Origin of the sequence: Kitasatospora sp. NPDC089509, from assembly GCF_044749365.1 — a bacterium.
GTDB lineage: Bacteria > Actinomycetota > Actinomycetes > Streptomycetales > Streptomycetaceae > Kitasatospora.
The window spans coordinates 643,084-669,448 of the sequence record NZ_JBIVHS010000001.1 but is presented as its reverse complement, the minus strand read 5'-3'; the positions used below and the strand labels follow the sequence as shown (position 1 = coordinate 669,448).

The following is a 26,365-nucleotide window of genomic DNA, read 5'->3' as shown; positions in this document are numbered from 1 at the left end:
AACATCACACCTGATCGGCGGCCAATACGACCCCTGAGTTCCCGCTGAAGTACCCTCAGCGATTCCGAACTCAAAAAGGTCGGATAATCAAGGTATCCACGGGCGGCAGGACTTGTCCTAACTTCCCAACTTCCATGTTTCGTTACGGTCCGTCGAGCTTGGCTGGGTGTTCGGGGCGCTCATGGTCCAGACAGTGACAACAAGCGTGAGAACCCCGCGCTGGTGACAACTAGCGCGAGCCGCCGGTGACAACTAACGCGACCCGCCCGGCAGGTTCGCCCAGGTCAGTTGGCACTTCCGGTGACAGCTGCCAGGGTTCGGCACAGCCGGTCTGGCCGAGCGGGCGGAGAGGCTGTCGGCGCCGTTCCCGCGAAAGGGCTCGCGGCCCAGGGGTTCGTGTCAGGCGTTGGTTCCGACAGCCCGTCGACCCGCTCGGCCGGGGCGGGCGATGGGGTGGAGAGTGGGCCGGGCACCGCTTCCGCGTAAGGGCTCACGGCCCCAGGCGAACGAAGGCGTCCCGGCCGCCCCTCAGTCCGTCCCCTGCTCGGGAGCGGGGAACATCCCGTCCTCCTGGTAGGGCTCGTTGGTGCGCAGGCAGTGATGCAGCCCGCTGAGGAGGCGGTTGCCGACGTGGCGCAGCGCGGCCGCGTGGCGGTCGCCTCGTTCGCGGCGTGCGTCGTACAGGGCGCGGCAGCCGGGCGAGCGGGTGAGGGTGCTGAACGCCCAGCGGTGAACGGCGGTTTTCAGGGCTCGGTTGCAGACCTTGCGGTGGACGACGGTGTGGCTGGTGCCGGAGGACCAGGTGATGGGGGCGGTGCCGGCGTAGGAGCGCAGGGCGCGGGCGGTGGTGAACCGGGCTGGATCGTCGCCGAGTTCGGCGAAGATTCGGGCGGCGAGGAGCGGTCCGGCGCCGGGGAAGCTGCGGTAGGTCGGGTAGTGCGGGTGCTGGGCGAAGGCGCGGTCGGTGAGCTCGGCGAGCTGCTCGGCGTGGTGGCGGGCGAGCTGGAGTTCGGTGACGTGCAGGCGGGTGCGCTCGCCCATCACCGTCTCGGTCGCGGGCCGCTGCCGTAGCTGGGGCTTCTGGAACAGGTCGCGCAGCCGTTCGGCCTCGCTGTCGAGGAGGCGGATGCGTCCGGCCGTGGCGAGGGTGTCGTAGATCTTGCGCTTGGTCAGGGCTGCTGCCTGCCGCGGGGTGGGGGCGAGTGCGAGTACGGCGAGGGCTTCGGGGCGGCGCAGGCCGTGGTCCATCTGCGCCCAAGCGTGCGCGGCGGCCGGGTAGTAGAGCGCGAGGTGGGAGCGTAGGCGTGTTGCGAGTTCGCGGGCGTCGGCGGCTGCTGTGCACTGGGCGCGGGCGAGGACGGCTATGGCGGCGGCCTCGTCGGTGGTGTCGGGCAGCGGGGTGCGGCGGCCGGGGGTCTGGCGCAGGATGTTGGCCAGCAGTGCGGCGTCGCCTCGGTCGCTCTTGGAGACGGCGGCCGCGTGGCGGCCCCGGTACCGGGCGGTGACTGTGGGCGGGACGAGCACCACCGGCTGGTTGCGGCGACGCAGTTCGGCGACCAGGAGGCGGTTGCCGTCCTCGATCGCGATGGGCACCTGTCGGCGCGAAAAAGTGTGCGAGGTGGGGTTGAGGGCTCGCAGGGCGGCGAGGATCTCGTCGACGCCCTTCTTGGACTCCTCGACGACCAGGTGCGTGACGATCGCACCGTCGTCGTCGACGATCACGACGTGCTGGCTGTCGGCCGACCAGTCGATCCCCGCCCACCACCGGCGCCCGCGCATCCGCCGCCCCTCCCCCACCTGGTGATTCATATATGAATCATACCTGGAGGGTGCCCGGCTGCGGCGGGCCCGGTGGGGAATCATGAAGGGGACATCGGTGATCAGGACGGTCCCAGGGGGCGGCGTGCGCGGCGACAGGGCCCCGAACACTTACACCGCCGGTGACTGGCCGCACCGGGCACGACCGCTGCCTCAGGCACCTCCCGGCGTCCACTACGCACTCGCCATGGCCCGCGAACTCGATGACCTCGCCGACCAGCGGGGCCTGTCCCACCGGGCCGTTTCCGCGAACGCGGGACTCGGTCCGGCAGCAGTGGGCCGGATCGTGCGGGGCGAGGTGTACCCCGACGTCTCGACGCTCGCCCGCCTTGAGGCATCCCTGTGCGCCGACCTGCTGCCGTCGGACCGGCATCGGACCCTGCTGTCCCAGGGCGACGACAGGCAGCTGTAGCGGCACTGTCCGGCCCATCACGACCGTCGCCATCGCCTCGGGCGACAGGATCACCCTGCTCTGCCTCCCACTGACAGGCTTGTAGGACTTCGGGCGGGCTCTCCCCTGCGGCGCAGCCGTGGGGGTAGGGGGGTGAAGGAAGTAGGTAGGAAGGGACAAAGGAAGGACAGGGTTCCCCCGGCGAAACGTGCTGGGTTCCCCCGGGGAAACTTCTGGGTTCCCCCGGGGGAACGCAAGCCCCGGTGGACATGGGTTTCCCCGAGGGAACCCGAACGGTCCGCAACGGATCAGGCAGCCACGGCAGGGCCCGGCCGCACCCTCGACGCGGCGGCCGTGATCCGGTCGATCTCCTGGATGGCATCGTCGATCGGGTACCCCGCGGCCGCCAGCATCCGCACGCTGGTCTCCAGCGACAGGACACCCGCGGTGTAGCCCTTCACGACCTCGTTGAGTACGCCGGCGCGGTCGGTCGGGGTGTGCGGCCCCCAGGCCAGCCGGACCGGCAGCGTCTCGCCCTCGGGCCAGCCTTCGGCGCGCCCGGCCTGGTAGAGGCGCTGGACCATCCTGAGCAGCAGCGCGTACTTGTGGGCGCGGGCGAGGCGCATTGCGGCGACCAGCGAGTCCAGCGGACCCAGGGCCAGCTGGAGGGCGTAGCCGGAGGGGGCCGCGGCGGGGTTGATGGTGCCCAGCCCGGAGGAGGTGAGCCTGCTGTTGCCGGCCAGCCGGTCGAGGAGGTGATCGGTGCGGGCCCGAAGTTCGGCGAGCTGGGCAGACGTGTCCAGGGTGTCCATGGAGCCGCCCTTGGACAGCTCCCAGACGGTACCGCCGCGCACCTGGAGCGGCAGCGTGACCCCGGTCTTGCGGTCCTTGGGCAGCCGGATGCCGGACAGGCCGATGATCGGCGAGCCGGTGGTGTCGCTCGCGGCGGCCGAGTCGGAGTCGGTCGCGGAGAGCTCGTCCAAGACCTGCATGACCTTGGCGATCAACGGCTGCCCCCAGTGCTCGCCGCTGTCCGGGATGGTGTTGGTGAGATGGATGACCGGCAGGAAGTCGATCATCAGGTCGAGGGCCTGGAGGGTTTGGCCGTCCGAGCGGACCCGGTAGCGGGCCTTGTTCATCGGCAGGTTGTGGATGTCGTGGGCCGCCTTGAGGTCGTCGAGCAGCCATTCGGCGTCGGTGAGGTAGCAGGTGACGGCGGACGGCCGGCCCGGGGCCCACGGGTAGGTGCGCACGATCACGCCGGTCCCCGGGTCGACGGTATCCCCGACGATCAGGACCGGGCCGCCGTCCGATCCCGTGATCGGCTCCCGCACCGGGAAACCGTCCTTCGACCGCCCCGGGGCACTCTCGGTGCCGATCGGCCCGAGCTCGTAGGTGATGCGGCGAAGCCTCGCCTTGAGCCCGCGGCGCTCGTCCTCAGGGATCTCCCACGCCAGGTGCACACGCGTCGGGTACTCGGCGGTGTCGACGTCCTCGTCCGTGATCTCCGGGAAGTAGAACCCGGCGTCGATCGTGCGGAGCACCGGGCGGCCCTTGGACGGCTCCCACGCCAGGGTGTACACGGCGTCCCCACTACGGATGGCCGACCGCTCGGCCTGCTGCATCCGGAACGGCAGCAGCTCCCGCTCGGCCCACGTCCTGAGGCGCTGCTGTACGTCGGCGGCGTTGCGCACGACGTCGGGTGCTGCGCCGTCCTTCTGCTCCGCGCCGGGCACGACGATCGTCTGCTCGGCGCCGAGGAGGTAGCCGAGCGCCGACTCGATGACCTTCGACGCGTCGCCGAGTTCACGGCGATCGAGACCGGTCTCGTCCCCGCTCGCCACAGCCAGCTGCCCGGCCTGGTTGTTGTCGTAGGCCGCGAGCAGCTTGTACGCCTGGAGCCGCCGCAGGTCATCGTCCGGTACCCAGCCCGATGCCAGCTCGGCGAACGGCCCGGACCCGCGACGCGGCGGAGTAGCCATCGCCGGCTTGTAGTTCAGCCACGACCAACCGTCGATCACAACTTGGCGAAGACCCACAGAGCGCACTCCAACACGACCAGGCCCCACGCCAGCCACCAGCCTACGGCCCACGCCATCACCTGTGCCGTCACTTCCTCATAAACCGTTCTGGCCGAGCCGAGGAACCCACTGCGGGGACACAATCGGAAGTCATCGATCCAGAATGGCGCAACCGAGCACGCAAGCGATCAGATCTATTCAGAACGCCCCGCTTTCGGGCAGATGCCAGGCTTCCCCGATCGGTCAGCAGCCCTAGCTCAATCGGAAATTGCGCGTCAGGCCCTCAAGAGCCTTGAGGCCTCGAATCGCCGGTAGGTTGATGTTCATGCCGGCCAACCGGCATGGCCCCGGGCGTGGTTGCCCCACCACGCCCGGGGTCCCCACCGATTCGATCAAGAACGACGAGAATAGACATGCTCGATCGATTTCACGGCGGGCGGCAGCGCAACCTGCCGTGTCCCGATTCCTCCCAAGCTAGCAGCAATTTCCTTCCCAGCCGGGCCCTGCGCTCGATCGAAGTAATTGACGTTGCCGCACGTTTAAGCGGCGTGCTTGCGGTCCCGTTGCTCGCCTGGGTTGCCCTGGGCGACGGCCCCGTCGCCGCCTCCCGCGCCGCCCTGCTCCTGTGCCTGTTGCGGTGCACCCGGGAAGTGGTGGTCCGAGTCCGGCGTGTACGGGTGATCTGAGTTCCGAAGGGGCGGTCCTTCTCCAGACGGGAGGGCCGCCCCGCCGGCATGCACGGGGTCATCGAGGAGCGGCGAGGTGGAGGGCATGCGGACGTATCCATGGACCAGGTCGTCGGGCTGCCCGCAGGCGCCCGAGGGGGGCGCACGGAGTTCCCGAGCACGCAGCGGCTTCGAGGGCTTCGTGCAGCTGTACGGCCAGCTCTATGGCCGGTATGCGCGAGCCCGCCTGGACGACGCGGAGCTCGGTGCGCAGGCGGTGGCCTGGACTCTGGGCTATGTCGAGGCCGACTGGGACACGGTGCTGGCCAGCCCCGAGCCGACGGCGGTGAGCTGGGCTCTGCTGCGTGAGGCGGTGACGCGGCTCAGCGCGCCGAGCCAGCGCGGCAGTGATTGGTTACACACCGTACTGCCCGCGCCCGCCGCGGACGCGGTCCTTCTGCGGTACAGACTGGGGTTCGAACTCTCAGATGCTGCGCACCTTATGGGGGTGCGCGAGGGCGTCATGGAGGTTGATCTGCGCGCGGCACTTCGCATGCTTGCCCGGACATGACACGCAGTCCCGACTGGCATCGCTAAGATTCTAACGATCCATCAGACATGCTCATTGGGGGCGGGGTGGCGTGCGACCTGCGCGCTTTCGCGCCTTGTTCGCTATGGCGTGCCACCAGGTGCATCTCTCACCCGGTTGGCGTCATGGCGTAGCCGTGTGCGGCTCCCTACGATTGGTGTCCAACTCCCCGGGGAACCCCCTGGGTTGTCCGACCACGGAAGGGGCGCCGTGGATGCCGAGGATGGGCATGCGCATGCCATTGACACTTCGATCCCAAGTGCAGCACGCATGTACGACTGGCTACTGGGCGGAGAGCTCAATTTCGAAGCGGACCGCAGGGCCTGCCAGGACCTCCTGAGGATCGCTCCCAGCAGTCGCGAACTAGCCGTGAACAACAGGTGGTTCCTGGAACGCGTAGTCCGATTCCTCGCCCGCGAATGCGGGATCACCCAGTTTGTCGACCACGGCTCCGGGCTGCCGACCAGACCCAACGTGCACCAGATCGTGCAGGACGTCCACCCGAAGGACGCCCGGGTCGCCTACATAGACATCGACCCGATCGTGATCGCGCATGGCCGCACCTCGCTGGACGTGAACAGCGGCACGCGTTTCATTGAGGCCAGCATGACCGACACCGAACGGATCGTCGAGCAGGCCTCCGGCGGCGGCTTCATAGACTTCGCCCAGCCCGTTGCCGCCCTCTATGTCTCGGTGATCCACTGCCTGAAAGACGCGGAGAGGCCCGAGGAGATGATCCGGCGCATGCGGGAGCGCCTTGCCCCCGGAAGCTACATGGTCATCTGCCAACTCGTGAGCGACGACAGGACGGTCAGGGACGAAGTCACCAGGCTGATGAAGGACGGCACCGGCGACCAGTGGGGCCGGGTCCGCGAGAAGCGGGATGTGCGACGATACTTCGACGGTCTGACCGTTCTCGAACCGTACTTGATCGACGTGACCCATTGGCGACCGGACAACGAACTCCGCCAGCGCCGAGCTCAGCAAACCCACGAGTGGGTGGAGTTCGGAGGTGTCGCCCGAATCCCGTGAGGACGGGGCCCGTCAGCGGGCAAACCGCTGGCGAGCCTGCTGCATCATCGCCAGGCTCTCGTCACGGTCGGCAGCCTCGCTGAGAAGCATCGTCATGGTGGTGCTGAGGCGGTCGAACGACGGCTTGCTCTTTTCCTTCGGCTCCTCAGGGCCCTTGATGAAGTACTTGCCCTTCTCGCTGGTCTCCAGGTAGATCATGGACGGCAATTTCGTCGTGACCATGCCGAAGTCAAGCTGTGTCAGGGAGCTCATTCCACTTAGGACCTGGTTGCCGTCCAGGGGGATGATGCGGATATGGACCAGGGGATGTCCCGCGATGTCGATCAGACGGTCCAGCTGCCCGATCATCGTCTCGCGGCCGCCGATGCGGCGGAGCAGCATGCTCTCATCGAGGATGAAAACGCACTCTGGGAGGTTGCCGAACAGCTTCCGCTGCCGGTACATGCGAAGGGCGACTCGCTCCTCCGCCTCGTCGGCCTCGAGCGGTGGCTGGCTCCCACGCATGACGGCCCACATGTAGGCCTCGGTCTGGAGAAGGCCGGAGATCAGCTTGGCCTCATAGGTCCACAGCCTCTCTGCGGCGGGTTCCAGGCCCACTAGCTGGGACATGGAGGGAACGGAGAGGGTCAGGCCCTCCCGTTTCCACTGCGCCGGCTGGTGGGCCAGTGTAGTGAGCATCAGGAGCCACGTCCTCTCGCGGGGGAGGGCCCTGTAGAGGTCAGCGAGGATCTCAATGTCCCTTTGCTGAGGGAGGAGGTCTCCGTGCTCAAGCTTGCAAAGCCTTGAAGCGGACATGGAGGCTTGTGCCGCGGCTTCGTTCTGCTTCATGCCGAGGTCGAGGCGCAGTGCGAGCATGGTCGCGCCGAGTAGTACGGCCGCAACAGCGGGGTTCTGCTCGGGGTCTGCCCCTGGGCGACCACTAGAAGCAAAATGGGGCAAACTTCCAGAACCATCAAAAATCGACACACGGGCCCCAATGGCGAGACGGACCGGATGTTAAACGGTCCCATGGTCCCACAATCGAGGCCCGCGCGTTTACTTCTAGTATTTCCGCCCGCCTGCTAGGCGGTGATCAGGTAGTCGAATTCCCCGCCCTTGGCGCCAGCCAGCAGCGCCTTCCACTCTCCGGTCGTGAAGAGCAGCGCCGGGCCCTGCGCATCGCGGGAGTTCCGGACGGCGATCTCCCCGTCCTCGGTGAGCGCGAGCTCCACGCACTGCCCGTTCGCTTCGCTCTCGCTGCTCTTGATCCAGACGGCGTCGATCGAACTCGCCGGCATGCCGTTCCAGTAGTCCGTCATTTCGACCATCCTCTCTAGCGTTCGATTTACTGGGGCCCGATAAAATACGACCGCAACCCCGGAGGTGCAGGTGGGCGCGTCGGGAAATTTCCCGCAGGAAATTTCCTGGGCGTGAGAATGAAGCGTAGTCACCGAAATTCGAACGCCGGACCCGCCAAACGGGTGAGTGAAATACTGTGGTGATATCACCACGAGTGCGAGAAGGCAGGAGCGAGAGGTAGGGGGCGAACCGGTCTAGGGACGGTGGACGTGACCATGCCCACGGTGTTGTCGCTGTTCCTGCCGGTCCACGCGGGAGTCCTGACTGAGAGGACGCCGCCCGGCGGGCCGCCGAACGCTTCCAGGTCTCGCCCACCACGGCCAAGCGCTGGGCCGGCCGCTACCTGGGCCTCGGCGAGTCCGGCATGAGCGACCTCTCCAGCCGGCCCCACCACAGCCCGCGCAGGCTGCCTGTCCGCACCGAGCGGCGGATCATCAAGGTCCGCGTCCTGCGGCGGTGGGGCCCGGCCCGCATCGCTTACCTGCTCCGCCTGAACCCGGCCACGGTGCACCGGGTCCTGACCCGTTACCGGCTTGCCCGCCTCGCACACCTCGACCGCTCCACCGGACGCCCGGTGCGGCGCTACGAACGCGCCGCACCGGGCGAGTTGGTCCACGTCGACATCAAGAAACTCGGCAACATCCCCGACGGCGGCGGCCACCACGCCCTGGGCCGCGAAGCGGGCCGCAGGACCCGATCCGGCGCGGGCTACAGCTACCTGCACAACGCCGTCGACGACCACTCCCGCCTCGCCTACAGCGAGATCCTGCCCGACGAACGCAAGGAGACCGCAGCAGCCTTCTGGGCCCGGGCGAACGCCTTCTTCGCCCGCGCCGGGATCACCGTCCAACGCGTGCTGACCGACAACGGCGCCTACCGCTCCCACCCCTGGCGTGATGCCCTTGCAGCCGAGGGCATCACGCACAAGCGCACCCGTCCCTACCGACCCCAAACCAACGGCAAGGTCGAACGCTTCAACCGCACCCTGCTCGACGAATGGGCCTACGCCAGGCCCTACAGAACCGACCAGGAACGCCGCGACGCCTACCCCGACTGGCTCCACACCTACAATCACCACCGCGGACACACCGCACTCGCAGGCACGCCACCCGCCAGCCGCGTCCCCAACCTCACGGGACAGAACACCTAGGGCTCACGACCTCCTGGGTCATAGGGTTCGCGGCCGAGGCCATCGGCAAGGGCATCCCCCTGACCGTCATGCCCTGCACGAACACCTCGCTCACCGGGCACCCCCAGTTCCCCCAGAGCGTCGCCACCCTGCGCGACGCCGGCGTCCAGGTGCTGCTCGGCGAGGGCGGCTTCGTCCCCAACGCCCCCGGGCAGGGACGACCGGAGGCATACCCGTGGGACGCCGCGCTCGCGGCCGTCGAGGACGCCCTCGCCCGCTGATGCCCGGCCAGCTGTCCGTCGCCCTCACCTGAGTCCCTCTGCCTCCGGCGGGCGACTGGGCGGCGCCCGGTGCGCTCGCCGTCGAAGAAGCTGCCGGGGTCCCACTCCGAGCGATGGCTGCCGGACTGGGCCGGGACAGCTCTCCTGCCAGCCCCTCCGACGTGGTGAACGACGCTCGATCGACACGTCACTCCAAGGCCGGGGCGTAGTCTCCGGGAGGGCCCGAAGCCTGGGTGGAGGGTGCTGGGGTCAGTCGCGGGCAGGGTGGGTGAGGGTGTGCCAGGCGGCGTAGCCGCCCAGGAGGTCGGAGACGTCGGGGTGGCCGTGGTGGCAGAGCAGGCTGGCGGCGATGGAGGAGCGGTGGCCGCCGGCGCAGTGGACGACCACAGGGCGGTCGGTGGGGATCTCGGCCAGGCGGGCGGGGAGTTCGGCCAGGGCGATGTGCAGGGAGCCCTCGATGGATCCCGCTTCGCGTTCGCCGCAGGTGCGCACGTCCAGGACGGTGGGGGGCTGTTCTCCGGCGAGCGCGGTCCGGAGCCGGTCGGCGGTGAGGCGGCTGGCGGGGGTGAGGTCGTCGGCGAGGGCGGGCAGGGCGTTGCCGGGGTCGCGCAGGTAGCCGGCGATGTGGTCGAAGCCGATGCGGGCGAGCCGGGTGACGACCTCGTCCTGACGGTCCTGCGGGGCGATGATCGCGAGGGTGCGGTCCGGGCATCAGTGGGAGCAAGTCGGTCCCAAGGCGCAGGAACGCACCGATCCACAGATGGAACCGTCAGGCCCAGCGCTTGAGCCCAGGTCTACAAAGGATTGGCTACTTACCACGGGATCGCAGTTCCCCCAAACCGCCTTCGTCAGGGCACCTTTGGGCTTTCTGGACGCACCACTTGCAACCGGCCGACTCAGAGGAGAGCCCGTGTCTACGTACTTCATGACTCCCAAGCAGACTGCGGAGTATCTGAACATGTCCGTTCAGTGGGTCTACCGCGAGGCGCCCAAGGTCGGCCTCGTCCCGTACCGGTTCGGCAACGGGCGCAACGCGAAGCTGCAGTTCAAGGTCGCCGACGTCCACGCCTGGGTGAAGCAGCAGCGCCTGCCCGGCGACTGACGTCGGAGAAAGTGGAACGCACAGGGCCCTGTCCGACGACGGACAGGGCCCTGTGCGCTTCAGGCTGCGAGACCGTAGCCCTTGCCGCCCGATACCCGCGCGGCAGCGAGAGGTCTACCCGTGACAGCAGGCCCCTCGCTCACTCAACTGGCCAGACCGAGGTCGAGGACCTCCGCAGCACGGCTGATGGAGCCGGGCATGAGGTGGCGGTAGGTCTTGAAGGTGATGTCGACGCTGCGGTGGCCCATCCATTCGGCGACGTCGGTGATGGGGATGTTGTGGCTGAGGCAGTTCGACGCAAAGAAGTGGCGGAAGCTGTAGACGGTCATGCCTTCCGGTATCTCGACGGCTCCGGCCTTCTTGATGCGCTGCCACTGCTTCTCAAGTAGGTACCCCCGGTAGGGCTTGGTGATGTCGTTGGGGTTGCGGAGTAGGTAGCCCTCGACGGTGCCCCACTTGGCGGCGTACTGCTCGATGCTGCGCCTCACGTAGGCCGGGAGCGGGACATCCCGGTAGTCGTCGGCCTTGCGGTGCTTCATCGGGCCGTAGGTCCTGGTGGTCTGGTTGACCTGTTCGGTGATCCGGTAGATGTCGTCGGCGACGATGTTGTTGATGTTGACCGCATAGGCTTCGCCGTTGCGCAGGCCACATCCGCTCATGAGGTCGGCGATGAGAAGGAAGGTGTCGTCGCCGGCCATGCGGATGTCCCTGAGCTGCTCGCGCGAGGGGATGACGGCACGCTTGGCGTCGTATTGCGGAGGCCTGACCCCGTCCAGCGGGTTCTCGTCGTAGAGGCCGAGCCGGTGGGCATCGAGGAGGATCGACTTCAGCTTGTCGAACGCGTTGGACTGGGTACCGAGGCCGACGCCGTTGCGCTCCATGGTCTGGATGAAGGCGTCGACGACCTTGTGGTCGAAGGTGGCCATCCGGCGGCTGCCGAAGGCCGGGTAGAGGTGGTTGTCGAGCAGCGAGTCGAGGTGCCGGACCGAGCCGGGGGTGAGGTGGCGCTGGCTTCGCTTCCACTCGGCGACGTAGTCGCCGAACTTCATGGAGCCGTACTTCTGGATGCGCTCGGCCTTCCGCTGGGTCTGCGGAGTGCTCTTCTTCGCCTGGTACACCTCGACGAGGCGGGCCTTGGCCTTGTCCTGGGTGGCGAACCCGGACTCCTCGACCTGCTTGCCTGCCGCGTTGCGATAACGGATCTTGTACTCGTGCGGGCACTTGGACCAGCGCGGCATGGGGTGTTCGCAGTCCTTGAAGAACGTCCCCATGCCGCGGATGAGGTTGACGGTGGCCATGGCTGATCGGGCTCCCGGGTCTGATGCTGACCTTTTGCTGACCCCGGATGGTCGATCGGGTCCCCCGACTTGGTGGAACCGTTGGTCCCGTGGTACGACCTGCGGAGGTTTCCGCAGGTCAGACCCCGTCTACGGGACCACGTCGATGTAACCCATCATGCCGTGGTCCTCGTGGGCGGCGATGTGGCAGTGGAACATCCACTTGCCCGGGTAGTCGGCGAAGGCGACCCGGATGACGACGTTGCCGGGGCCGCCCTCGGTCGCGTGCGGCACCACGACGGTGTCCTGGCGGTGGGTGTAGGGCTGGGCGGTGCCGTTGACGGAGAGCACCTCGAAGGCGTTGGTGTGGAGGTGGAAGGGGTGGTCCTCGCCGGAGTGGTTGACGATGGTCCACTCCTCGACGGTGCCGACCTTGGCCGGGGTGGTGAAGGCCGGGGTGCCCGCCGCGAATTGGCTGCCGTTGAGGTAGAAGGTGTTGCCGTCGGCGCTCTCGCCGAGGTCGACGGTGCGCCGGTGGGCGATCGGTTCGGCGGCGAGGTCGGCCGGGGCGGTCGGGATGGCGCCGGTGACGTCCGGGAGTCGGTGCACCGCGCTGCCGGCGATCTTGATCGCGGCCAGTTCGGTGTCCGGGTAGGCGTCGCCCTGGGGGCCGTTGCTGTAGGCGGTGGTGCGCAGGACCGTCCGGGCGGGGTGGGCGCCAGCGGTGACCAGGACGTCGTAGCGCTTGCCCGGGGGCAGCAGCAGGCGGTCCGCGGTGGTGACCCGGGCTACCGGTTCGCCGTCCTCGCCGACGACGGTGAACCGGTAGCCGTCGAGCTGGAGTTGGTAGAAGATGTCGGCCCCGGCGTTGGCCAGGCGCCACAGTTGGGTCTCGTTCGGCCGCATCGACAGCACCGGCCGCAGCTGGCCGTTGACCAGACGCACGGTCGGGTCGTCGGAGTTGATCGAGGTGGCGTCGGTGTTCTGCAGGATGTGCCCGGCGGGGTCGAGTTGGACGTCCTTGAGCACCAGGGTGTGGGCGGTGACGTGCCGTAGCGCCGCCGGGAGCAGGGTGCGGTCGTCGCCGACGACCAGGGCGCCGGAGAGGCCTGCGAAGATCTGGTTCTCCACGTCGCCGGTCATGGCGCCCATGTCGGGCATGGCCGCGGCGCCGGGGGCCGGGCAGCTGGTGCCCATGGCGTGGCTGTGGTACCAGAAGGTGCCCTGGGCGTGGTCGGCGGGGATGGCCAGCCGGTAGGTGGTCTCGGCTCCCGGCTCGACGCACAGGAAGGGGTCGTCGGACTGCCCCTCGGGCGACACGTGCAGGCCGTGGAAGTGCAGGTTGGTGGCCACCGGCAGGTGGTTGACGAGGTGGACGGTGACGGTCGCGCCCGGCTCCGCGTGCAGGGTGGGGGCGACGTACGAGCCGGTGTAGGAGGCTCCGTAGACCTCCCGCCCGGAGATCTGGTAGCGGCTGCGGCCGGCGTCCAGGGTGATGGTCAGGTTCGGGTCGCGGGTGCCGCCCGTCTCGGCGACCGGCGGGTCCTGGAACGGCGTGCCTGCCCGCATGCCGTGTTCCTGGTCGGCGGTCGAGAGGGGTTTCGGGGCGTCCGCGGGCGAGGCCGCCATCGCCTCGGCGCCGACGGCGGCCGAGAGGAGGACGGCGACGGCGGTCATCGCGTGGAGGATCCGCCGGACGCGGCGTATCCGCTGCCGGTCGGGCTCGGTCGAGGCTTCGATGTCGCGGGACATCAGGTCTCCGTTATTCAAGTTGTCAGTGAGGGTGGGTGGAACTGGACGCCAGCCTGATCGTTTGTCCAGTCCTTGACAAGACCTCACCAACCCTCACCCGCGCCTCACCTTCCCCACAGGGCGCTGTACTGGAGTCCGGCGGAGGACCGCCCCCGGTCGCGTGATCGAACTCACCCCCGGACGGCCCGGGCAACCTTGGACAGCCCCGGGCGCCGCGCCCCCGCCCACCCCCGTGGGACGGGAACGCGGCCGCCCGGAGCGCCGCTCCCCCCACGGGCCGTCAGCAGCCGGTCGTCACGACCGCTCCCCCGTGCCGACGGCCCGTCGGAACACTTCGCACGCTCCGCGCGCTCCGCCGGCTCCAGCCCGTGTCACGGGCCGTCCGGCGGCGCCACCGGGAGTCCCCTCCGACGTCCCCCGGTGGAACACCGGTGCTGTCCGTGCCGCGCATCCCCCGACCCCCTGATCGGTCTCGGCGAGCTCCCCCACTGCGGTGACGATCATAATCGCCAACCAGTGAAAACTGCACCTCCCGGGCGGGACTGACTGGCGAAAACAGTCGTCGGGCGGCCGGCCACCCGTCAGCGAACGGTCTCCTCCGCGCCCACCTGCCGGTACGCGGCCGCGACGGCGAGCATCCAGGCGATCTCCTCGCGCGGGGTCCGGCCGCCGGTGGTGGTGGCCAGGGCCGCGGGCAGCGCCGGGGCGGGGAGGTCCCGGGCCCGGTGCCGGACGGCCGCGCGCAGCCAGCGGGCCTCGACCCGGGCGAGGTCCTCGTCCCCGCCGACCGGCGCCGGTGCGACACCGGCGCCCCCGTCCGCGCCACCGCCCACGCCCCCGTCCGGGTCGGCGACCGGGGTGTCCTCACGCAGCACCAGGACGGCGTCCCGGATGGCGAAGGCCCGGTGGGCGAGCTCGACCGAGCGGTCACGGCCGATCAGCAGGTCGCGCAGCCGACTGCTGGCGGTGCCCAGCACCACATGCGGCACGACGGCCGTCACGTCCGCCCAGAGCGGGTGCAGCCGCCACAGCGCGTACTGGTCCCGCAGGTGGCCGACCAGCCTCCCGGCCGGCGGGATCACCACGCCGAGCACGAACAGCACCAGCATCACCGCGGGCAGCAGCTCGCACAGCAGGTCCTGGATCGGTACTGGCCGACCCTGGGCGTCGAACTCGGTGGCGTCGCCGTGGACCAGGATGAACTGGTACCGGTAGAGCGTGTAGACCAGGCCGGTCGCGCTGCCGGCCGTCAGACAGCTCACCCCGGTCCGCAGCGCCCCGCGCGGGACGGCGGCCCGCTTCGACCAGAACAGGACCATCGCCCGGGCGCTGGCCAGCGCGAAGACGGTGTTGAAGACGTACAGGTAGACCTTGACCCCGAGGTGGCCGTAGTGGGCGTCGATGCCGAAGGCGCCGTCGGCGTCGTGCGGGAGGGCGTAGACGAACAGCAGGGTCAGCGCGACGCCCGCGGCCAGCATGACGACCAGCCGGGCCCGGGCCGCACCCGGCCGCTCGGCGCGGTGGCGGACCGCCTGGACGTACTCCAGCAGGAAGTACGCCGCGGCCACCCCGGCGAGGTGCTTCAGCAGCTGGGTGACGTCCCGGATGCCGGTGAGCTCGCCCAGCGCGTGCTCGACGAAGGCGGGGCGGAAGCTCAGTCCGAGCGCCATCGCGGTGAAGCCGGCCCAGAGCGCCCGGTTCGCCCGGGTGGTGAGGGCCGTGGGGACCCGCCAGAGCACGACGCCCCAGATCAGCGTGGGCATCAGCCAGGTGAACAGCGGGCGCATCAGGGGTTCCTCCACCGGGGCCGGCGTATCGGGTGCAGCAGGCTCTCGGCCAGGTGGCCGGAGTCCGGGTCCGGGTCGGTGGGGGCGCCCGCCAGGTCGGCGAGCAGCAGGGCGATCATCTCGGCCTCCTGCTCCTCGGCGCTGTGGTAGCTGGTCCGGCCCGCGCCGAGCAGCTGGGCGATCAGTTCGGGGGTCAAATCGGGCAGCAGCGCGGTCAGCCGGGAGAGTTCGAGGGTGCCGGCGTGGCCGCACAGGACGTGACCGAGCTCGTGCAGCTTGATCAGGTCCTGGTGGGCGGGGCTGGTGCGCTCCTCGTAGTAGACGACGTCGATGCTGGGCAGCGCGATCCACAGGCCGCAGGGCAGGTCCGGACCGAGCGCGGGCAGCGGCTCCATGACGATGCGGCGGCCCCGCTCCTGTTCCAGCGCGGCGCGGAAGCCCTCGACGGTGAACGGGGTGGGCAGGCTCAGGCCGGAGAGCCGCTGTTCGCAGCGTCGGCGCAGGCCACGGGGGAAGGCCAAGGCGGGGGTGTTCCTTCGGGACGGGGGCGGGCGGGAGCAAATTCGGGGGGTGGTACGGCGCTCCCGCTCATCGTCCGGCGGTCGGGCCCGGCCACTGCCCGGCGGCGCCCGTCCCAGGGGCGCCCGTCCCGGCGGCGTCCGTCCCGGCGGCGTCCTGTTCGAGCTTGCGGAGGTTGTCGGCGAGGGAGAGCAGCACCCGCAGGCTGCCGTCCGAGAGTGCGGAGGCCCGCGTGACCAGGTTGACCACCCCGTCGTTGCCGAGCGCCTGCCGCAACTCGGCGGCCCGCTCCAGCTGGTCGAGCTGCTCGTCGACCACGGCGGCCTTGGCGTCGTCCAGGAAGTAGCTCGCGCCCGCGCCGATCCCGAAGCCCCGGCCCAGCCAGTCGAGCGTGTCCACGGTCGGGTTGCAGGCCTTGCCCTGCTGGTTCAGGCCGAGGTGGAGGTTGCGGACGGTGTCGCGGGAGATCACGTCCCGGCCCGCCAAGCGGTTGATCCGGTCCGCGAGTTCGCGGTACGCCGGGGGCCGTCCGCCGGAGCGGGCCGCCTCACGGGCCATCAACCGGTCCAGTCGACGGGCGATGGCCGAGGCGCGCTCCCCCTGCTCCCGCTGCTGCTCCGGCCCACCCGTTCCGTCGCCCGCTGCTGCCTTCACCATCGGTTTCCCCCCTTCGCGGCCTGCCACGATACCGTCGGTGTCCGACCGGACGGTAGCCGACGCGGGGCCGGCGGAGGTGTCGGTCAAGGGGCCGGCGAAGGGACCGGGCCCTCAGCGCCCGGCGTGGTGGACGAAACGGTAGGTGTCGCGGTCGAGTTCGGTGACCTGGACGCCGATCGCGGTCGGCCCGGCGAGGTGCGCGCGCAGCACCGCCAGCACCCGGGCGGTCAGTTCGGCGCGCAGCTCGGTGGTCCGCCCGGCCAGGATCTTCAACTCCACCAGCACCAGGGCCTCTCCGCTCGCACCGTCCCCCACGGTGTGCCGCGCGGCCGGGCGGAAGAGCGTCTTGCACTCCGGCAGGGTGGTGTCGATCACCTCGGTGACCGCCTTGTGCAAATCGGCGGCCAGCGCGGCGTGGTCGAGGGCGAGTTCGGCCGAGTGGTCGACCAGGATCTGCGGCACGGGGTTCCTCCCGGAGGGTGCGAACGGCGCCGCCGACCCTACTGCGTGACCGGCACCGCACCACCGCCACCCCCAGGCCCCGGCCCCCGATGAACGGGGTGTGAACAGTGACGTCGACGCCGCACGGAGGCGCGCGCGGGCGCAGTGGGCCGCGAGCACCCGCGCCCCGGAGCCCGGCAATTCTTGACCAAAGTTGACAAGGGCATGCCCTACCAGGCCTTCTCTCCCCGGGTCTGGAATCGGTTTGAAACGAACAATGCGCCGGAGCCGGTCCGGGGCAATCGGCGGAGCCGCCCTCCGGGGACCGTTCGCGTTAAATGAGAATCCGCTGAGTGGACCGATCGGCCTTGCGGTGTCCGTGAGTAGCGACATAAGGTCCGATGAGTTAGCAGACCGATCTGGGAATGATCGGAACTTTCGCTGCGCACGGGCGGACCGGCCGGTCACCGCCCGCCGGGGCGAGGCTACTGACAACCGCGACACCGCCGCGGCTGCACGGGGGAATGCACGGCTCGACGTTCCGGCGAACGGGAAGCATCCGGCACCGGAACGGCTCGACTCAGACCATGGTTGACCTGCAGTTACATGGGCGCCATGAAGCACCCCGCACGCTTGTCATGCCTAGGGCAAATCGTTTGCAAATATTCCCCAAATATTTGCCCAACGAAATCTCTTGTCAAATTCAATGGCTACCGCCATCGCTCTCGTTCTCTTGTGGATGTGAGGGATTATGCCGGAAGTGGAATCGGCATCAACAGTCAGTACACCAAGCAATCGGTCGGACGATCCGGAGGCTCTGGATCAGTGGAAACTTCCCCGGGTCCGGGGGCTGGCCCAGTACTTTGAGCGGACCTGCGACCGGGTGCCGGGAAATATTGCGGTCAGCTGCGGTCCCGACTCGCTCAGCTATGCCGAGCTGGACCGCCGGGCCAACCGGCTCGCGCGCCTGTTGCAACAGCGCGGTGCGGGCCCCGGGCAGAGCGTGGGGATCCTGCTGGAGAGATCCCAGGAGAGCTACGTCGCCCTGCTCGCGGTCCTGAAGTCCGGGGCCGCCTACGTGCCGCTGGACCCCTCCTACCCCGCCGACCGGGTCGAGTTCATCGCCGGCGACGCCGGGCTGTGCGTGCTGCTGACCACCTCGGCGATGCGGCACCGGACGCACGATCTGCCCTGCCAGGTCCTGGAGTTGGACGAGTCGGCGGCCGAGGTGGCCGCGCAGTCCGGGGAACGTCCGGACACCGCGATCGACTCCGAGTCGGTCTGCTACGTCATCTACACCTCGGGCACCACCGGCCGTCCCAAGGGCGTCGCCGTCTCGCACGCCAGCATCGTCAACTTCCTGCAGTCCGTGGCCCCGATCTACCAGGTGCGCGAGGAGGACCGGGTCTACCAGGGCTTGTCGCTCGCCTTCGACTTCTCGGTCGAGGAGATCTGGCCGACCTGGGTGGTCGGCGCCACGCTGGTGGCGGGGCCGACCAACGAACAGCGCGTCGGCGAGGGGCTGGGCACCTTCCTGATCGAGCAGGCCATCACCGTGCTGTGCTGCGTGCCGACCCTGCTGACCACCATCGAGGCGGAGATCGACACCCTGCGCAGCCTGCTGGTCAGCGGCGAGGCCTGCCCGCCCGACCTGGTCAAACGGTGGTCCCGCCCGGGTCGCCGCTTCCTGAACGTGTACGGTCCGACCGAGTCCACCGTCAGCGCCACCTGGGGCGAGCTCTCACCCCGTAGACCGGTCACGATCGGCAAGGCGCTGCCCAGCTACCGGGTCTACATCCTCGACGAGGAACTGCGCCCGGTGCCGGAGGGCGAGAGCGGGGAGATCTGCATCGGCGGGCCCGGCGTCGCGATCGGCTACCTCAACCGGCCCGACCTGACGGCGGAGAAGTTCGTCGTCAACCCGGTCGCACGCGACCGGCAGGAGTTCCCCCGGATCTACCGCACCGGCGACCTGGGGCGGTTGACCCAGACCGGCGAGATCGAGTTCATGGGCCGGATCGACACCCAGGTGAAGATCCGCGGCTACCGGATCGAGCTGGCGGAGATCGAGGAGGTGATCCGCGAGGACCCGGCGGTGGAGAACGCCGTGGTCATCCCGCGCGAGCACGACGGCGTCGTCCAGGACCTGGTCGGCTACGTCACGCTGACGGACCGCGGGGCGACGGACGAGGAGGCGCTGCGCGAGCGCCTGCACACCACCCTGCGCGGCCGACTGCCCGCGTACATGATCCCCGCCTTCGTCGAGGTGCTGCCGCAGTTCCCGCTGCTGGCCGCGGACAAGGTCGACCGGAAGGCGCTGCCCGCCCCCACCTCTCCCCCGCTGGCCAAGCGCGCACAACCGCACGCCGCCCCCGCCACCGCGACCGAGCGTCAGCTCGCCACCGTGTGGCAGGAGGTCCTGGGCACCAAGCAGCTCTCCGTCGAGGACGACTTCTTCCTCGACCTGGGCGGCCACTCGATGGTGGCGGCCAGGCTGATGTCCACCCTGCGCCGTCGACCGGAGCTGACCCACCTGGCCATGGCGGACCTCTACGCGCACCCGACGGTGCGCGCCCTGGCCGGGTTCATCGACAGCTCCGCCGCCGAGGCCGCGGAAGCGAAGCCGGACCAGGTCCGGGGGCCGGCGCCGCGAAAGCACTCCACACTTCGGGTCGCCGCCTGCGGGGTGGCCCAAGTCACCCTCCTGTACAGCTGGTTGCTGGTCTTCGGGCTGCCGGCCCTGGTCCTGCTCTACCGGCTGCTGGTCACCTGGAACGAACCGACGCCCGGCGTGGGCACCGGCGGCCCGCTCGGCTACCTCGCGCACCTGTCGTACGGCGAGTTCGTACCGCTGGAGATCGGCTGGCTGCTGCTGGACGTGCTGCTGGTCCCGGTGGTCGGCTGCCGGCTGCTGCTGGCCCGGGTGCGCCCCGGCCGGTACCCCCTGTGGGGCGTCACCTACCTGCGGTTCTGGCTCTACGGCAAGGTGATGGCCACCTCGCCCGTCGGGCTCCTGGCGGGCTCGCCGCTGCTGCCGCCCTTCCTGCGGCTGCTCGGCGCGAAGATCGGCCGCGGCTGCCACGTGTCGGCCCCCTTCGCCCTGCCTCGGTTCGTCGAGCTCGGCGACCACGTGAGCGTGGGCTACGGGGCGCGGGTGCAGTCCTACGCGGTCGAGAACGGCTGGCTCCGGCTGGGACCGGTCCGGCTCGGGACCGGCAGCTGCGTGGGGACCAACAGCGTCGTCCTGCCCGGTGCCGTGCTCGGCGAGAACGCCACGGTGGGCGAGCAGTCCCTGATCGCCGCCGACCAGGTCGTGCCGGCCGGCGAGCACTGGGCCGGTTCCCCCTCCCGCGCCCAGGAGGCCACCCCGCCCGTGCTCCAGACCATGGCGGAGCAGCCGGACGAACGGCCCTGGCCGCTGGGGGTGCTGCTCGGCTACGCCGTCGGCGCCCTCGCGCTCATCCTGGTGCCGCTGGTGATCGCCGCCACCGGCTCGGCCCTGATCGGCTGGGTCTGGTACGAGGCGGGCCCGCGCTGGGCAGTGCTGTCGACCCTGGTGGCCGGGCCGCTGTTCGTGCTGACCACCTGCACCCTGGTGGTCCTGGTCAAGCGGGCGGTACTGCCCCGGGCCCGGGCCGGCATCTACGCCCAGCGCAGCGGCTTCGGGGTGCGCAAGTGGATCGCCGACGGTCTCCTGACCACCAGCCTGACCCTGACCCACTCGCTCTACTCGACGCTCTACCTGGTGCCGTTCCTGCGCCTGCTCGGTGCCCGCACCGGGCGCTGGTCCGAGGTCGCCACGGTCAGCTTCGTCGACCCGGACATGCTCATCATCGGCGAGCGCAGCTTCGTCGCCGACGTCAGCGTGGTCGCCCCGGCGGTCTTCCACCGCGGCCGGATCTCGCTGGCCCCGGCCGAGGTCGGCAAGCGCAGCTTCATCGGCAACGGCGGGATGCTGCCCGGCGGTTGCCGGATGGGCGACAACAGCCTCCTCGGCGTGCACTCCATCGCGCCCAGCAAGCCGATCGACCCCGAGACGACCTGGCTCGGCTCGCCGGCGATCTTCCTGCCCCGGCGTGAGGAGAGCCAGAACTTCCCGCCGAAGTACACCTACGACCCCAGCCCGGGCCTGATCGCCGCCCGACTGGCCATCGAGTACCTGCGGGTCACCCTCCCGTCGACCATCGCCGCGCTGTCCGTGCTCGGCGCCCTGTACGCGAGCGTCGAGCTGGGCCGCACCACCTCGCCCCTGCTGCTCCTCCTGCTGGGCCCCGCCCTGCTGCTGGGCGTCGGGGTCGCCGCCACCCTGCTGGTCGTGCTCCTCAAGTGGCTGGTCATCGGCCGCTACCGCGCCCGGGTGGAGCCGCTGTGGGGCGTCTGGGTGCGGCGCACCGAGCTGATCACCGGGCTGTTCGAGAACCTCGTGGTGCCCGCGCTGCTCAACTACCTCACCGGCACCCCCCTGGCGTCCTGGGTCATGCGTCTGTTCGGGGCCCGGATCGGGCGGCGGGTCTGGCTCAACACGACCTACCTCACCGAGTTCGACCTGGTCGAGGTCGGCGACGACGCGGCCGTCGGGGAGTTCACCTCGCTGCAGACCCACCTCTTCGAGGACCGGGTCATGAAGATGTCCAAGGTCGTGGTCGGACCGGCCAGTTCGATCGGCGTGCGGTGCGTCGTCCTCTACGACGCGGAGGTCGGCGCCGAGACCACCCTGGACGCGATGTCCCTGGTGATGAAGGGCGAGCACCTGCCGCCCCGGACCAAGTGGCGCGGGATCCCCGGCCGCCGCTGCTGACCCGCACGTCCGCGCGGTGTACCAGGGCCGAGCCCTCACCGGCCCGGCCCTGGCCGCGGCGGCATCCCGCCACAGCCGCGCACGCGGCGAGAACACCACCTCGCCCTGCCCGTTCCCCGCACTCCACCCACCCACGGAGGCTCTTGTGACCACGTTCCAGCAACCCGACGCACTGACCGGCCCGCAGGTGACCGGCGATCTGCCGGGCCCCCGCTCCGCCGAGTTCCTCGCCCGTCAGGCGGGCTACGAGTCCAACGCCCGCAGCTACCCCCGGCGGCTGCCGATCGCCATCGAGCAGGCGTCCGGCAGCCTGGTCCGGGACGTGGACGGCAACGTCTTCATCGACTTCCTGGCGGGCGCCGGCGTCCTCTCGCTCGGCCACAACCACCCCGAGCTGGTGGCCGCCATCACCGCGCAGCTCGACGTGCTCACCCACGGGCTGGACTTCCCCACCCCGGTGCGGGAGGAGTTCGTCGAGGCGCAGCTCTCCATGCTGCCGGAGTCGATGCGGTCCCGGATGAAGATCCACTTCTGCGGGCCCACCGGCGCCAACGCCGTCGACGCGGCCCTCAAGCTGTGCAAGACCGCCACCGGGCGTGGCGACGTCATCTCCTTCCAGGGCGGCTTCCACGGCAGCACCCACGCCGCGATGGCGATCACCGGCCTGGTCTCCCAGAAGCGCCCGGTGCCCAACGGCGTCCCCGGCGTGCACTTCTTCCCGTACTCCTACTGCGCCCGCTGCCCCGTCGGCCTGACCCCCGACAGCTGCTCCACCAACTGCGTCAGCTACCTGGAGCGGGCACTGAACGACACCAACGGCGGGGTGCCGCTGCCCGCCGCCGTGGTGATGGAGATGATCCAGGGCGAGGGCGGCATCGTCCCCGCGACCGCCGACTTCGCCCGCCGGGTGCGCGCGCTGACCCGGGAGCTGGGCATCCCGCTGGTGGTCGACGAGGTGCAGACCGGCTGCGGGCGCACCGGGACCTGGTTCGCCTTCGAGGAGTACGGCATCGAGCCCGACGTCATCATCGCCTCCAAGGCGCTCAGCGGCATCGGCGCCCCGGTCGCGCTCATCATCTACGACGCCGAGCTCGACACCTGGGCGCCCGGCGCCCACACCGGAACCTTCCGCGGCAACCAACTGGCCTTCGCCGCCGGGGTGGAGGCGGTGCGCATCGTCCAGCGCGACGACGTCCTCGGCAACGTGGTCCGGCGCGGCGAGCAGATCGCGGACCGCCTCAAGCCGCTGCTGGACGACCCGTGGGTCGCCGAGGTGCGCGGGCGCGGCCTGATCTGGGGCATCGAGTTCGCCGACCCCGCGGACCACCGCCCCGCGGGCCGCCTCGCCGCCGAGGTCCAGCGCGCCGCGCTGCGGGGCGGGCTGATCGTCGAGGTCGGCGGCCGCGACGACGACGTGGTCCGGCTGATGCCCCCGCTCAACGTCACCGAGGCGACCGTGGACACGGCCTGCTCGATCCTGCTGGACGCGATCCGCACCGCGCAAGCCACTCAACCGGAGGTGTGAGCAGATGAGCCTGATCGTGCAGAAGTACGGTGGATCCTCCGTGCACAGCACGGAGCGGATCAAGCAGATAGCCGAGCACATCGTGGCCACCCGCAGGGCCGGTCACGACGTGGTCGTGGTGGTCTCGGCGATGGGTGACACCACCGACGAACTCCTCGACCTGGCAGGCGAGTTGACGGAGAACGCGGCGCCGCGCGAGCTGGACATGCTGCTGACCGCGGGTGAGCGGATCTCCAACGCCCTGATGGCCATCGCCATCGAGTCCCTCGGCGCCGAGGCGCGCTCGTTCTCGGGCGCGCAGGCCGGCATCGTCACCACGCCGACGGCCGGGCGGGCGCGGATCATCGACGTCCAGCCCGACCGGGTCCGTCGGAGCCTCGACCGGGGCGCGATCGCCCTGGTCGCGGGCTTCCAGGGGGTCAGCGGCGAGACCGGGGACATCACCACCCTCGGCCGCGGCGGCTCCGACACGACCGCCGTCGCGCTGGCCGCCGCCCTCAAGGCGGACCTCTGCGAGATCTACACGGACGTCGACGGCGTCTACTCCGCGGACCCGCGCATCGTCCCCGACGCCCGGCTGCTCTCCAGCGTCAACTACGACATCATGCGGGAACTCGCCGTCAACGGGGCCAAGGTGCTGGCGCCGCGCAGCGTGGAGTACGCCAGCCGGCACGGGGTCCCGATCCGGGTCCGCTCCTCCTACACCGACAGCCCCGGCACCATGGTCACCGGCGCGGCGACCGCCCCGTCCGCCGAGTACTCCAACGTCGTCGGCGTGGCCCACGACGCCTCCAAGGCGAGGATCACGCTCAGCGACGTGCCCGACACCCCCGAACTCACCAACCGGGTCCTCCAGGTGGTGACCGACATCGAGGCCGAACTCCACTTCACCGTCCAGGAGACCACCCGGACCTCGACGGGCACCACCGACATCTCGCTCCTGCTGCCCGGGCAGGACGGACCGGCCGTGCTGCGCTCGCTGCGGCCGCACTGCCGGGAACTCGGCATCGAGGACCCGCACTACACGGAACGGGTCGGCAAGCTCTCGCTCGTCGGCACCGGCCTGCTCTCCCAGTCGGGCATCCTGGCGACCTGCTCCGAGACCCTGGCCTCCGCCGGGGTGCAGCTGGACACCATCTCCACCTCGGACCTGCACGTCACCGCGTTCTGCCCGGCGGCTCAACTGCCGGAGGCCGTACGGGCCTGGCACGGCGCCTTCGAGCTCGGCGCCGCCGAACTCGCCGTCGTCCACGCGGGGACGGGGCGCTGACGGGTCCCGAGGACCCGGGCCCCGACCGGGTGAACCGGTCGGGGCCCGGAGCGCCGGCGACGGTGTCGGCGGGCGTCAGCAGAAATCTGCAGGCGTCAGCAGGCGAAGTCGATCAGGCGGAAGGTCGCGTAGTGGTCGCCGGTGTAGTAGTCCTCGTGGGAGCGCTGGCCGGTGACGATCCGGCGGGTGCCGCGGGTCGGCGCGCCGGGGGTGACCACGGTGTACTCGTGGTAGTAGCCGGACCGCTGGGAGGGCAGCACGCCCTCCTTGTTGGTGAACACCACGCCGTCCTGGCGGTACGGGAACGGCCCGCCCTTGGCGATCAGTCCGAGGGTGGTCCGGGCCTGGGACGGCAGGGCAGAGACACACACCTTGCCGCTCACCGCGGCCTGCGCCTCGGAGGCGACCGCGAGGGGTGCGAGGGTGGCCAGGGAGAGCACGGCGACGGTGGCGGCACGGGTCTTCCACGCGCGTAGAGTTCTGGTCATGCCAACCAGGATGGCCAGTCCCGGAGCTCCCCGGAAGGCCCGTACGGAGTCTTCATCTCCGGTCAACTCGCCGTACCCGTCGATGACTTGAACCGGCCGGTCGGCGGCCGCGGCGGGCCGGGGTCCGGACCGGCGAAGGGGCCGCGGCCCGGACCGAAGGACCGGCTTCGGCGCCCGTCGGCCGGGTCGCCGGGCAGAATCACCCCCATGCGCATCCTCATCGTCACCACCGGCTCCCGCGGCGACGTCGCGCCCTTCACCGGCCTCGGCCGACGCCTGGTGGCCGCCGGGCACCGGGTCGCCGTGCTCGCCCATCCGACCTTCGCCCCGCTGATCGAGTCCTGCGGCCTGGAGTACCGGCCGCTGCCGGGGGATCCCAAGGAGCTCATCCTCCGCAGGGCCCGCGCGACCTCCCCGGAGGAGACCCGCGCCCTGATGCGCGCCTTCGTCGACGGGCTCGCCGACGGCGTGGCGGACGCCGTGACGGGCGGGGTCGACCTGCTGCTCACCGCGTTCGCCCCCGCGCCGCTCTGCGTGACGGCCGGAGAGGCGCTCGGCGTGCCGGTGCTCGGCACGTACCTCACGCCCGCGTTCGCCACCGCCGAGTTCCCGCTGCCCGGCCCGGCCGGCACCGGGGACCTGGGGCCGGCCGGCAACCTCGCCGCCGGTCAGGAGCGGCTGCGGAGCGCGGAGCGGCTGTTCTCCGGGGCCGTGTCCCGGCTCCGCGAACGTCTCGGCCTTCCCGACACCGCCTCGCCCGGCACCACTTCGCCCGGCACCGGCTCGCCCGGGCCGGAGCCGCTCGGGCGCTCCCGGCCGGTCGTCCACGGCTACAGTCCCCTGCTGCTTCCGCGTCCGGCGGACTGGCCGGCCGCGGTCGAGGTCGCGGGCTTCTGGTGGCCCGCCCGCCCGCTGGACTGGCAGCCGCCGGCCGAACTGGTCGACTTCCTCCAGGCCGGTCCGGCCCCGGTGTTCATCGGGTTCGGCAGCATGGCCCCGGACGAGGGCGAACGGCTCGGCGAGCTGGTGACGGCGGCGGTGCGGCGGGCCGGGGTGCGCGCGGTGGTCCAGGCGGGCTGGGCCGGACTCGCGGCGGCGGGCGACGGCGTCCTCGCCGTCGGCGACCTCCCGCACGACTGGCTGTTCCCCCGCACCGCCGCCGTCGTCCACCACGCCGGGGCCGGCACCACCGGTGCCGCGCTGCGCGCCGGGGTCCCCGCCGTACCGGTGCCCGTCATGGTCGACCAGCCGTTCTGGGCGGCCCGGCTGCAGCGACTGGGCGTCGCCCCGGAGCCGGTGCCGTTCGCGGAGCTCACCGCCGAGCGGCTCGCCGCCGCGATCACGGCCGCGCTGGACGAGCCGGTCCGCCGGCGCGCGGCCGCCGTCGCCGGGCTGATGGCGGCGGAGGACGGCGCCGGGGCCGTCCTCGCCCACATCGACCGGATCGGCACGGCCCCCGCCCGCTGAACCCCGGGCCTCCGGGAG

Annotated in this window: 21 protein-coding genes and 1 pseudogene; 10 read left to right on the top strand and 12 right to left on the bottom strand. The window is 70.5% G+C overall.

Translation table 11 applies throughout. The features are described 5' to 3' along the window. Positions 1-528: 528 nt before the first annotated feature. Positions 529-1,809: an IS110 family transposase gene (locus ACIP4P_RS02555; RefSeq protein WP_400913935.1), complete on the bottom strand. Its 1,281-nt coding sequence runs from the start codon at positions 1,807-1,809 to the stop codon at positions 529-531. Between the two features lie 196 nt (positions 1,810-2,005). Between ACIP4P_RS02555 and ACIP4P_RS02550 the strand changes: the two genes are divergently transcribed. After that, on the top strand, positions 2,006-2,230 hold the full coding sequence (locus tag ACIP4P_RS02550) for a helix-turn-helix domain-containing protein (protein WP_400913933.1): 225 nt from the start codon (positions 2,006-2,008) through the stop codon (positions 2,228-2,230). Positions 2,231-2,517: 287 nt separating this feature from the next. Here ACIP4P_RS02550 and ACIP4P_RS02545 read toward each other — a convergent pair whose 3' ends face one another. Beyond that, positions 2,518-4,191, bottom strand: a complete 1,674-nt coding sequence (locus ACIP4P_RS02545; protein WP_400913930.1) for a hypothetical protein — start codon at positions 4,189-4,191, stop codon at positions 2,518-2,520. 906 nt (positions 4,192-5,097) lie between these two features. On the opposite strand from ACIP4P_RS02545, the gene ACIP4P_RS02540 reads away from it, so the two are divergent. Both ACIP4P_RS02540 and ACIP4P_RS02535 read left to right on the top strand, forming a co-directional pair. Then, positions 5,098-5,466 carry a hypothetical protein gene (locus ACIP4P_RS02540; protein ID WP_400913928.1) on the top strand — a complete coding sequence of 123 codons (369 nt, stop codon included), beginning with the start codon at positions 5,098-5,100 and terminating at the stop codon, positions 5,464-5,466. Positions 5,467-5,694: 228 nt separating this feature from the next. Next, positions 5,695-6,516 carry an SAM-dependent methyltransferase gene (locus tag ACIP4P_RS02535; protein ID WP_400913927.1) on the top strand — a complete coding sequence of 274 codons (822 nt, stop codon included), beginning with the start codon at positions 5,695-5,697 and terminating at the stop codon, positions 6,514-6,516. 12 nt (positions 6,517-6,528) lie between these two features. Here ACIP4P_RS02535 and ACIP4P_RS02530 read toward each other — a convergent pair whose 3' ends face one another. Beyond that, positions 6,529-7,371, bottom strand: a complete 843-nt coding sequence (locus tag ACIP4P_RS02530) for a DUF5753 domain-containing protein (RefSeq protein ID WP_400913925.1) — start codon at positions 7,369-7,371, stop codon at positions 6,529-6,531. A 206-nt stretch (positions 7,372-7,577) separates the two neighbouring features. After that, positions 7,578-7,823, bottom strand: coding sequence for a DUF397 domain-containing protein (locus ACIP4P_RS02525; RefSeq protein ID WP_400913924.1), 246 nt, complete (start codon positions 7,821-7,823; stop codon positions 7,578-7,580). Positions 7,824-8,134: 311 nt separating this feature from the next. Here ACIP4P_RS02525 and ACIP4P_RS02520 point away from each other — a divergent pair. Together ACIP4P_RS02520 and ACIP4P_RS02515 are read left to right on the top strand one after the other, a co-directional pair. Continuing rightward, a pseudogene (locus tag ACIP4P_RS02520) lies at positions 8,135-9,004 on the top strand (IS481 family transposase); the annotation flags it as partial. A 68-nt stretch (positions 9,005-9,072) separates the two neighbouring features. Further along, on the top strand, positions 9,073-9,264 hold the full coding sequence (locus tag ACIP4P_RS02515) for a hypothetical protein (protein WP_400913923.1): 192 nt from the start codon (positions 9,073-9,075) through the stop codon (positions 9,262-9,264). 249 nt (positions 9,265-9,513) lie between these two features. Here ACIP4P_RS02515 and ACIP4P_RS02510 read toward each other — a convergent pair whose 3' ends face one another. Then, positions 9,514-9,855, bottom strand: coding sequence for a rhodanese-like domain-containing protein (locus ACIP4P_RS02510; RefSeq protein WP_400914422.1), 342 nt, complete (start codon positions 9,853-9,855; stop codon positions 9,514-9,516). 94 nt (positions 9,856-9,949) lie between these two features. On the opposite strand from ACIP4P_RS02510, the gene ACIP4P_RS02505 reads away from it, so the two are divergent. Continuing rightward, positions 9,950-10,366 (top strand): helix-turn-helix domain-containing protein, encoded by a 417-nt coding sequence (locus tag ACIP4P_RS02505; protein WP_400913922.1) that lies wholly within the window; start codon positions 9,950-9,952, stop codon positions 10,364-10,366. 143 nt (positions 10,367-10,509) lie between these two features. On the opposite strand, the gene ACIP4P_RS02500 is transcribed toward ACIP4P_RS02505, so the two are convergent. The 6 genes from ACIP4P_RS02500 to ACIP4P_RS02475 form a co-directional block, all read right to left on the bottom strand. Further along, a complete protein-coding gene (locus ACIP4P_RS02500; RefSeq protein ID WP_400913921.1) occupies positions 10,510-11,664 on the bottom strand; it encodes a tyrosine-type recombinase/integrase in 1,155 nt (384 codons plus the stop codon). 129 nt (positions 11,665-11,793) lie between these two features. Then, positions 11,794-13,395, bottom strand: a complete 1,602-nt coding sequence (locus tag ACIP4P_RS02495; RefSeq protein ID WP_400913919.1) for a multicopper oxidase family protein — start codon at positions 13,393-13,395, stop codon at positions 11,794-11,796. Positions 13,396-13,976: 581 nt separating this feature from the next. Then, positions 13,977-15,182 carry an MAB_1171c family putative transporter gene (locus ACIP4P_RS02490; RefSeq protein ID WP_400913917.1) on the bottom strand — a complete coding sequence of 402 codons (1,206 nt, stop codon included), beginning with the start codon at positions 15,180-15,182 and terminating at the stop codon, positions 13,977-13,979. Next, entirely contained in the window at positions 15,182-15,703 is a 522-nt protein-coding gene (locus ACIP4P_RS02485) for a regulator component (RefSeq protein WP_400913914.1), read from the bottom strand. Before ACIP4P_RS02485 ends, ACIP4P_RS02490 begins: the two co-directional genes overlap by 1 nt. Before the next feature lie 67 nt (positions 15,704-15,770). After that, a complete protein-coding gene (locus tag ACIP4P_RS02480; protein ID WP_400913912.1) occupies positions 15,771-16,358 on the bottom strand; it encodes a hypothetical protein in 588 nt (195 codons plus the stop codon). Positions 16,359-16,469: 111 nt separating this feature from the next. Then, entirely contained in the window at positions 16,470-16,820 is a 351-nt protein-coding gene (locus tag ACIP4P_RS02475) for an isomerase (protein ID WP_400913910.1), read from the bottom strand. 796 nt (positions 16,821-17,616) lie between these two features. Between ACIP4P_RS02475 and ACIP4P_RS02470 the strand changes: the two genes are divergently transcribed. From ACIP4P_RS02470 to ACIP4P_RS02460, 3 genes are all read left to right on the top strand, one after another. Further along, on the top strand, positions 17,617-21,597 hold the full coding sequence (locus ACIP4P_RS02470; protein ID WP_400914420.1) for a Pls/PosA family non-ribosomal peptide synthetase: 3,981 nt from the start codon (positions 17,617-17,619) through the stop codon (positions 21,595-21,597). Positions 21,598-21,742: 145 nt separating this feature from the next. Beyond that, positions 21,743-23,122 (top strand): aspartate aminotransferase family protein, encoded by a 1,380-nt coding sequence (locus ACIP4P_RS02465; RefSeq protein WP_400913909.1) that lies wholly within the window; start codon positions 21,743-21,745, stop codon positions 23,120-23,122. A gap of 4 nt (positions 23,123-23,126) precedes the next feature. Beyond that, on the top strand, positions 23,127-24,392 hold the full coding sequence (locus tag ACIP4P_RS02460) for an aspartate kinase (protein WP_400913907.1): 1,266 nt from the start codon (positions 23,127-23,129) through the stop codon (positions 24,390-24,392). 95 nt (positions 24,393-24,487) lie between these two features. On the opposite strand, the gene ACIP4P_RS02455 is transcribed toward ACIP4P_RS02460, so the two are convergent. Next, the gene (locus ACIP4P_RS02455) at positions 24,488-24,880 is read right to left on the bottom strand and encodes a ribonuclease domain-containing protein (protein WP_400913905.1); all 393 of its coding nucleotides are present in this window, start codon (positions 24,878-24,880) and stop codon (positions 24,488-24,490) included. A gap of 207 nt (positions 24,881-25,087) precedes the next feature. Between ACIP4P_RS02455 and ACIP4P_RS02450 the strand changes: the two genes are divergently transcribed. After that, on the top strand, positions 25,088-26,347 hold the full coding sequence (locus ACIP4P_RS02450; protein ID WP_400913903.1) for a glycosyltransferase: 1,260 nt from the start codon (positions 25,088-25,090) through the stop codon (positions 26,345-26,347). The last annotated feature ends 18 nt before the right edge of the window (positions 26,348-26,365 follow it).

What these genes read in the sequence shown, in the direction of transcription:
- ACIP4P_RS02495 (WP_400913919.1), bottom strand. Translation starts at nt 13,395, where the DNA reads ATGTCCCGCGACATCGAAGCCTCGACCGAGCCCGACCGGCAGCGGATA.
- ACIP4P_RS02490 (WP_400913917.1), bottom strand. Translation starts at nt 15,182, where the DNA reads ATGCGCCCGCTGTTCACCTGGCTGATGCCCACGCTGATCTGGGGCGTC.
- ACIP4P_RS02505 (WP_400913922.1), top strand. Translation starts at nt 9,950, where the DNA reads ATGATCGCGAGGGTGCGGTCCGGGCATCAGTGGGAGCAAGTCGGTCCC.
- ACIP4P_RS02545 (WP_400913930.1), bottom strand. Translation starts at nt 4,191, where the DNA reads ATGGCTACTCCGCCGCGTCGCGGGTCCGGGCCGTTCGCCGAGCTGGCA.
- ACIP4P_RS02550 (WP_400913933.1), top strand. Translation starts at nt 2,006, where the DNA reads ATGGCCCGCGAACTCGATGACCTCGCCGACCAGCGGGGCCTGTCCCAC.
- ACIP4P_RS02450 (WP_400913903.1), top strand. Translation starts at nt 25,088, where the DNA reads ATGCGCATCCTCATCGTCACCACCGGCTCCCGCGGCGACGTCGCGCCC.
- ACIP4P_RS02500 (WP_400913921.1), bottom strand. Translation starts at nt 11,664, where the DNA reads ATGGCCACCGTCAACCTCATCCGCGGCATGGGGACGTTCTTCAAGGAC.
- ACIP4P_RS02525 (WP_400913924.1), bottom strand. Translation starts at nt 7,823, where the DNA reads ATGGTCGAAATGACGGACTACTGGAACGGCATGCCGGCGAGTTCGATC.
- ACIP4P_RS02515 (WP_400913923.1), top strand. Translation starts at nt 9,073, where the DNA reads ATGCCCTGCACGAACACCTCGCTCACCGGGCACCCCCAGTTCCCCCAG.
- ACIP4P_RS02455 (WP_400913905.1), bottom strand. Translation starts at nt 24,880, where the DNA reads ATGACCAGAACTCTACGCGCGTGGAAGACCCGTGCCGCCACCGTCGCC.
- ACIP4P_RS02460 (WP_400913907.1), top strand. Translation starts at nt 23,127, where the DNA reads ATGAGCCTGATCGTGCAGAAGTACGGTGGATCCTCCGTGCACAGCACG.
- ACIP4P_RS02530 (WP_400913925.1), bottom strand. Translation starts at nt 7,371, where the DNA reads ATGCTCGCACTGCGCCTCGACCTCGGCATGAAGCAGAACGAAGCCGCG.
- ACIP4P_RS02555 (WP_400913935.1), bottom strand. Translation starts at nt 1,809, where the DNA reads ATGAATCACCAGGTGGGGGAGGGGCGGCGGATGCGCGGGCGCCGGTGG.
- ACIP4P_RS02480 (WP_400913912.1), bottom strand. Translation starts at nt 16,358, where the DNA reads ATGGTGAAGGCAGCAGCGGGCGACGGAACGGGTGGGCCGGAGCAGCAG.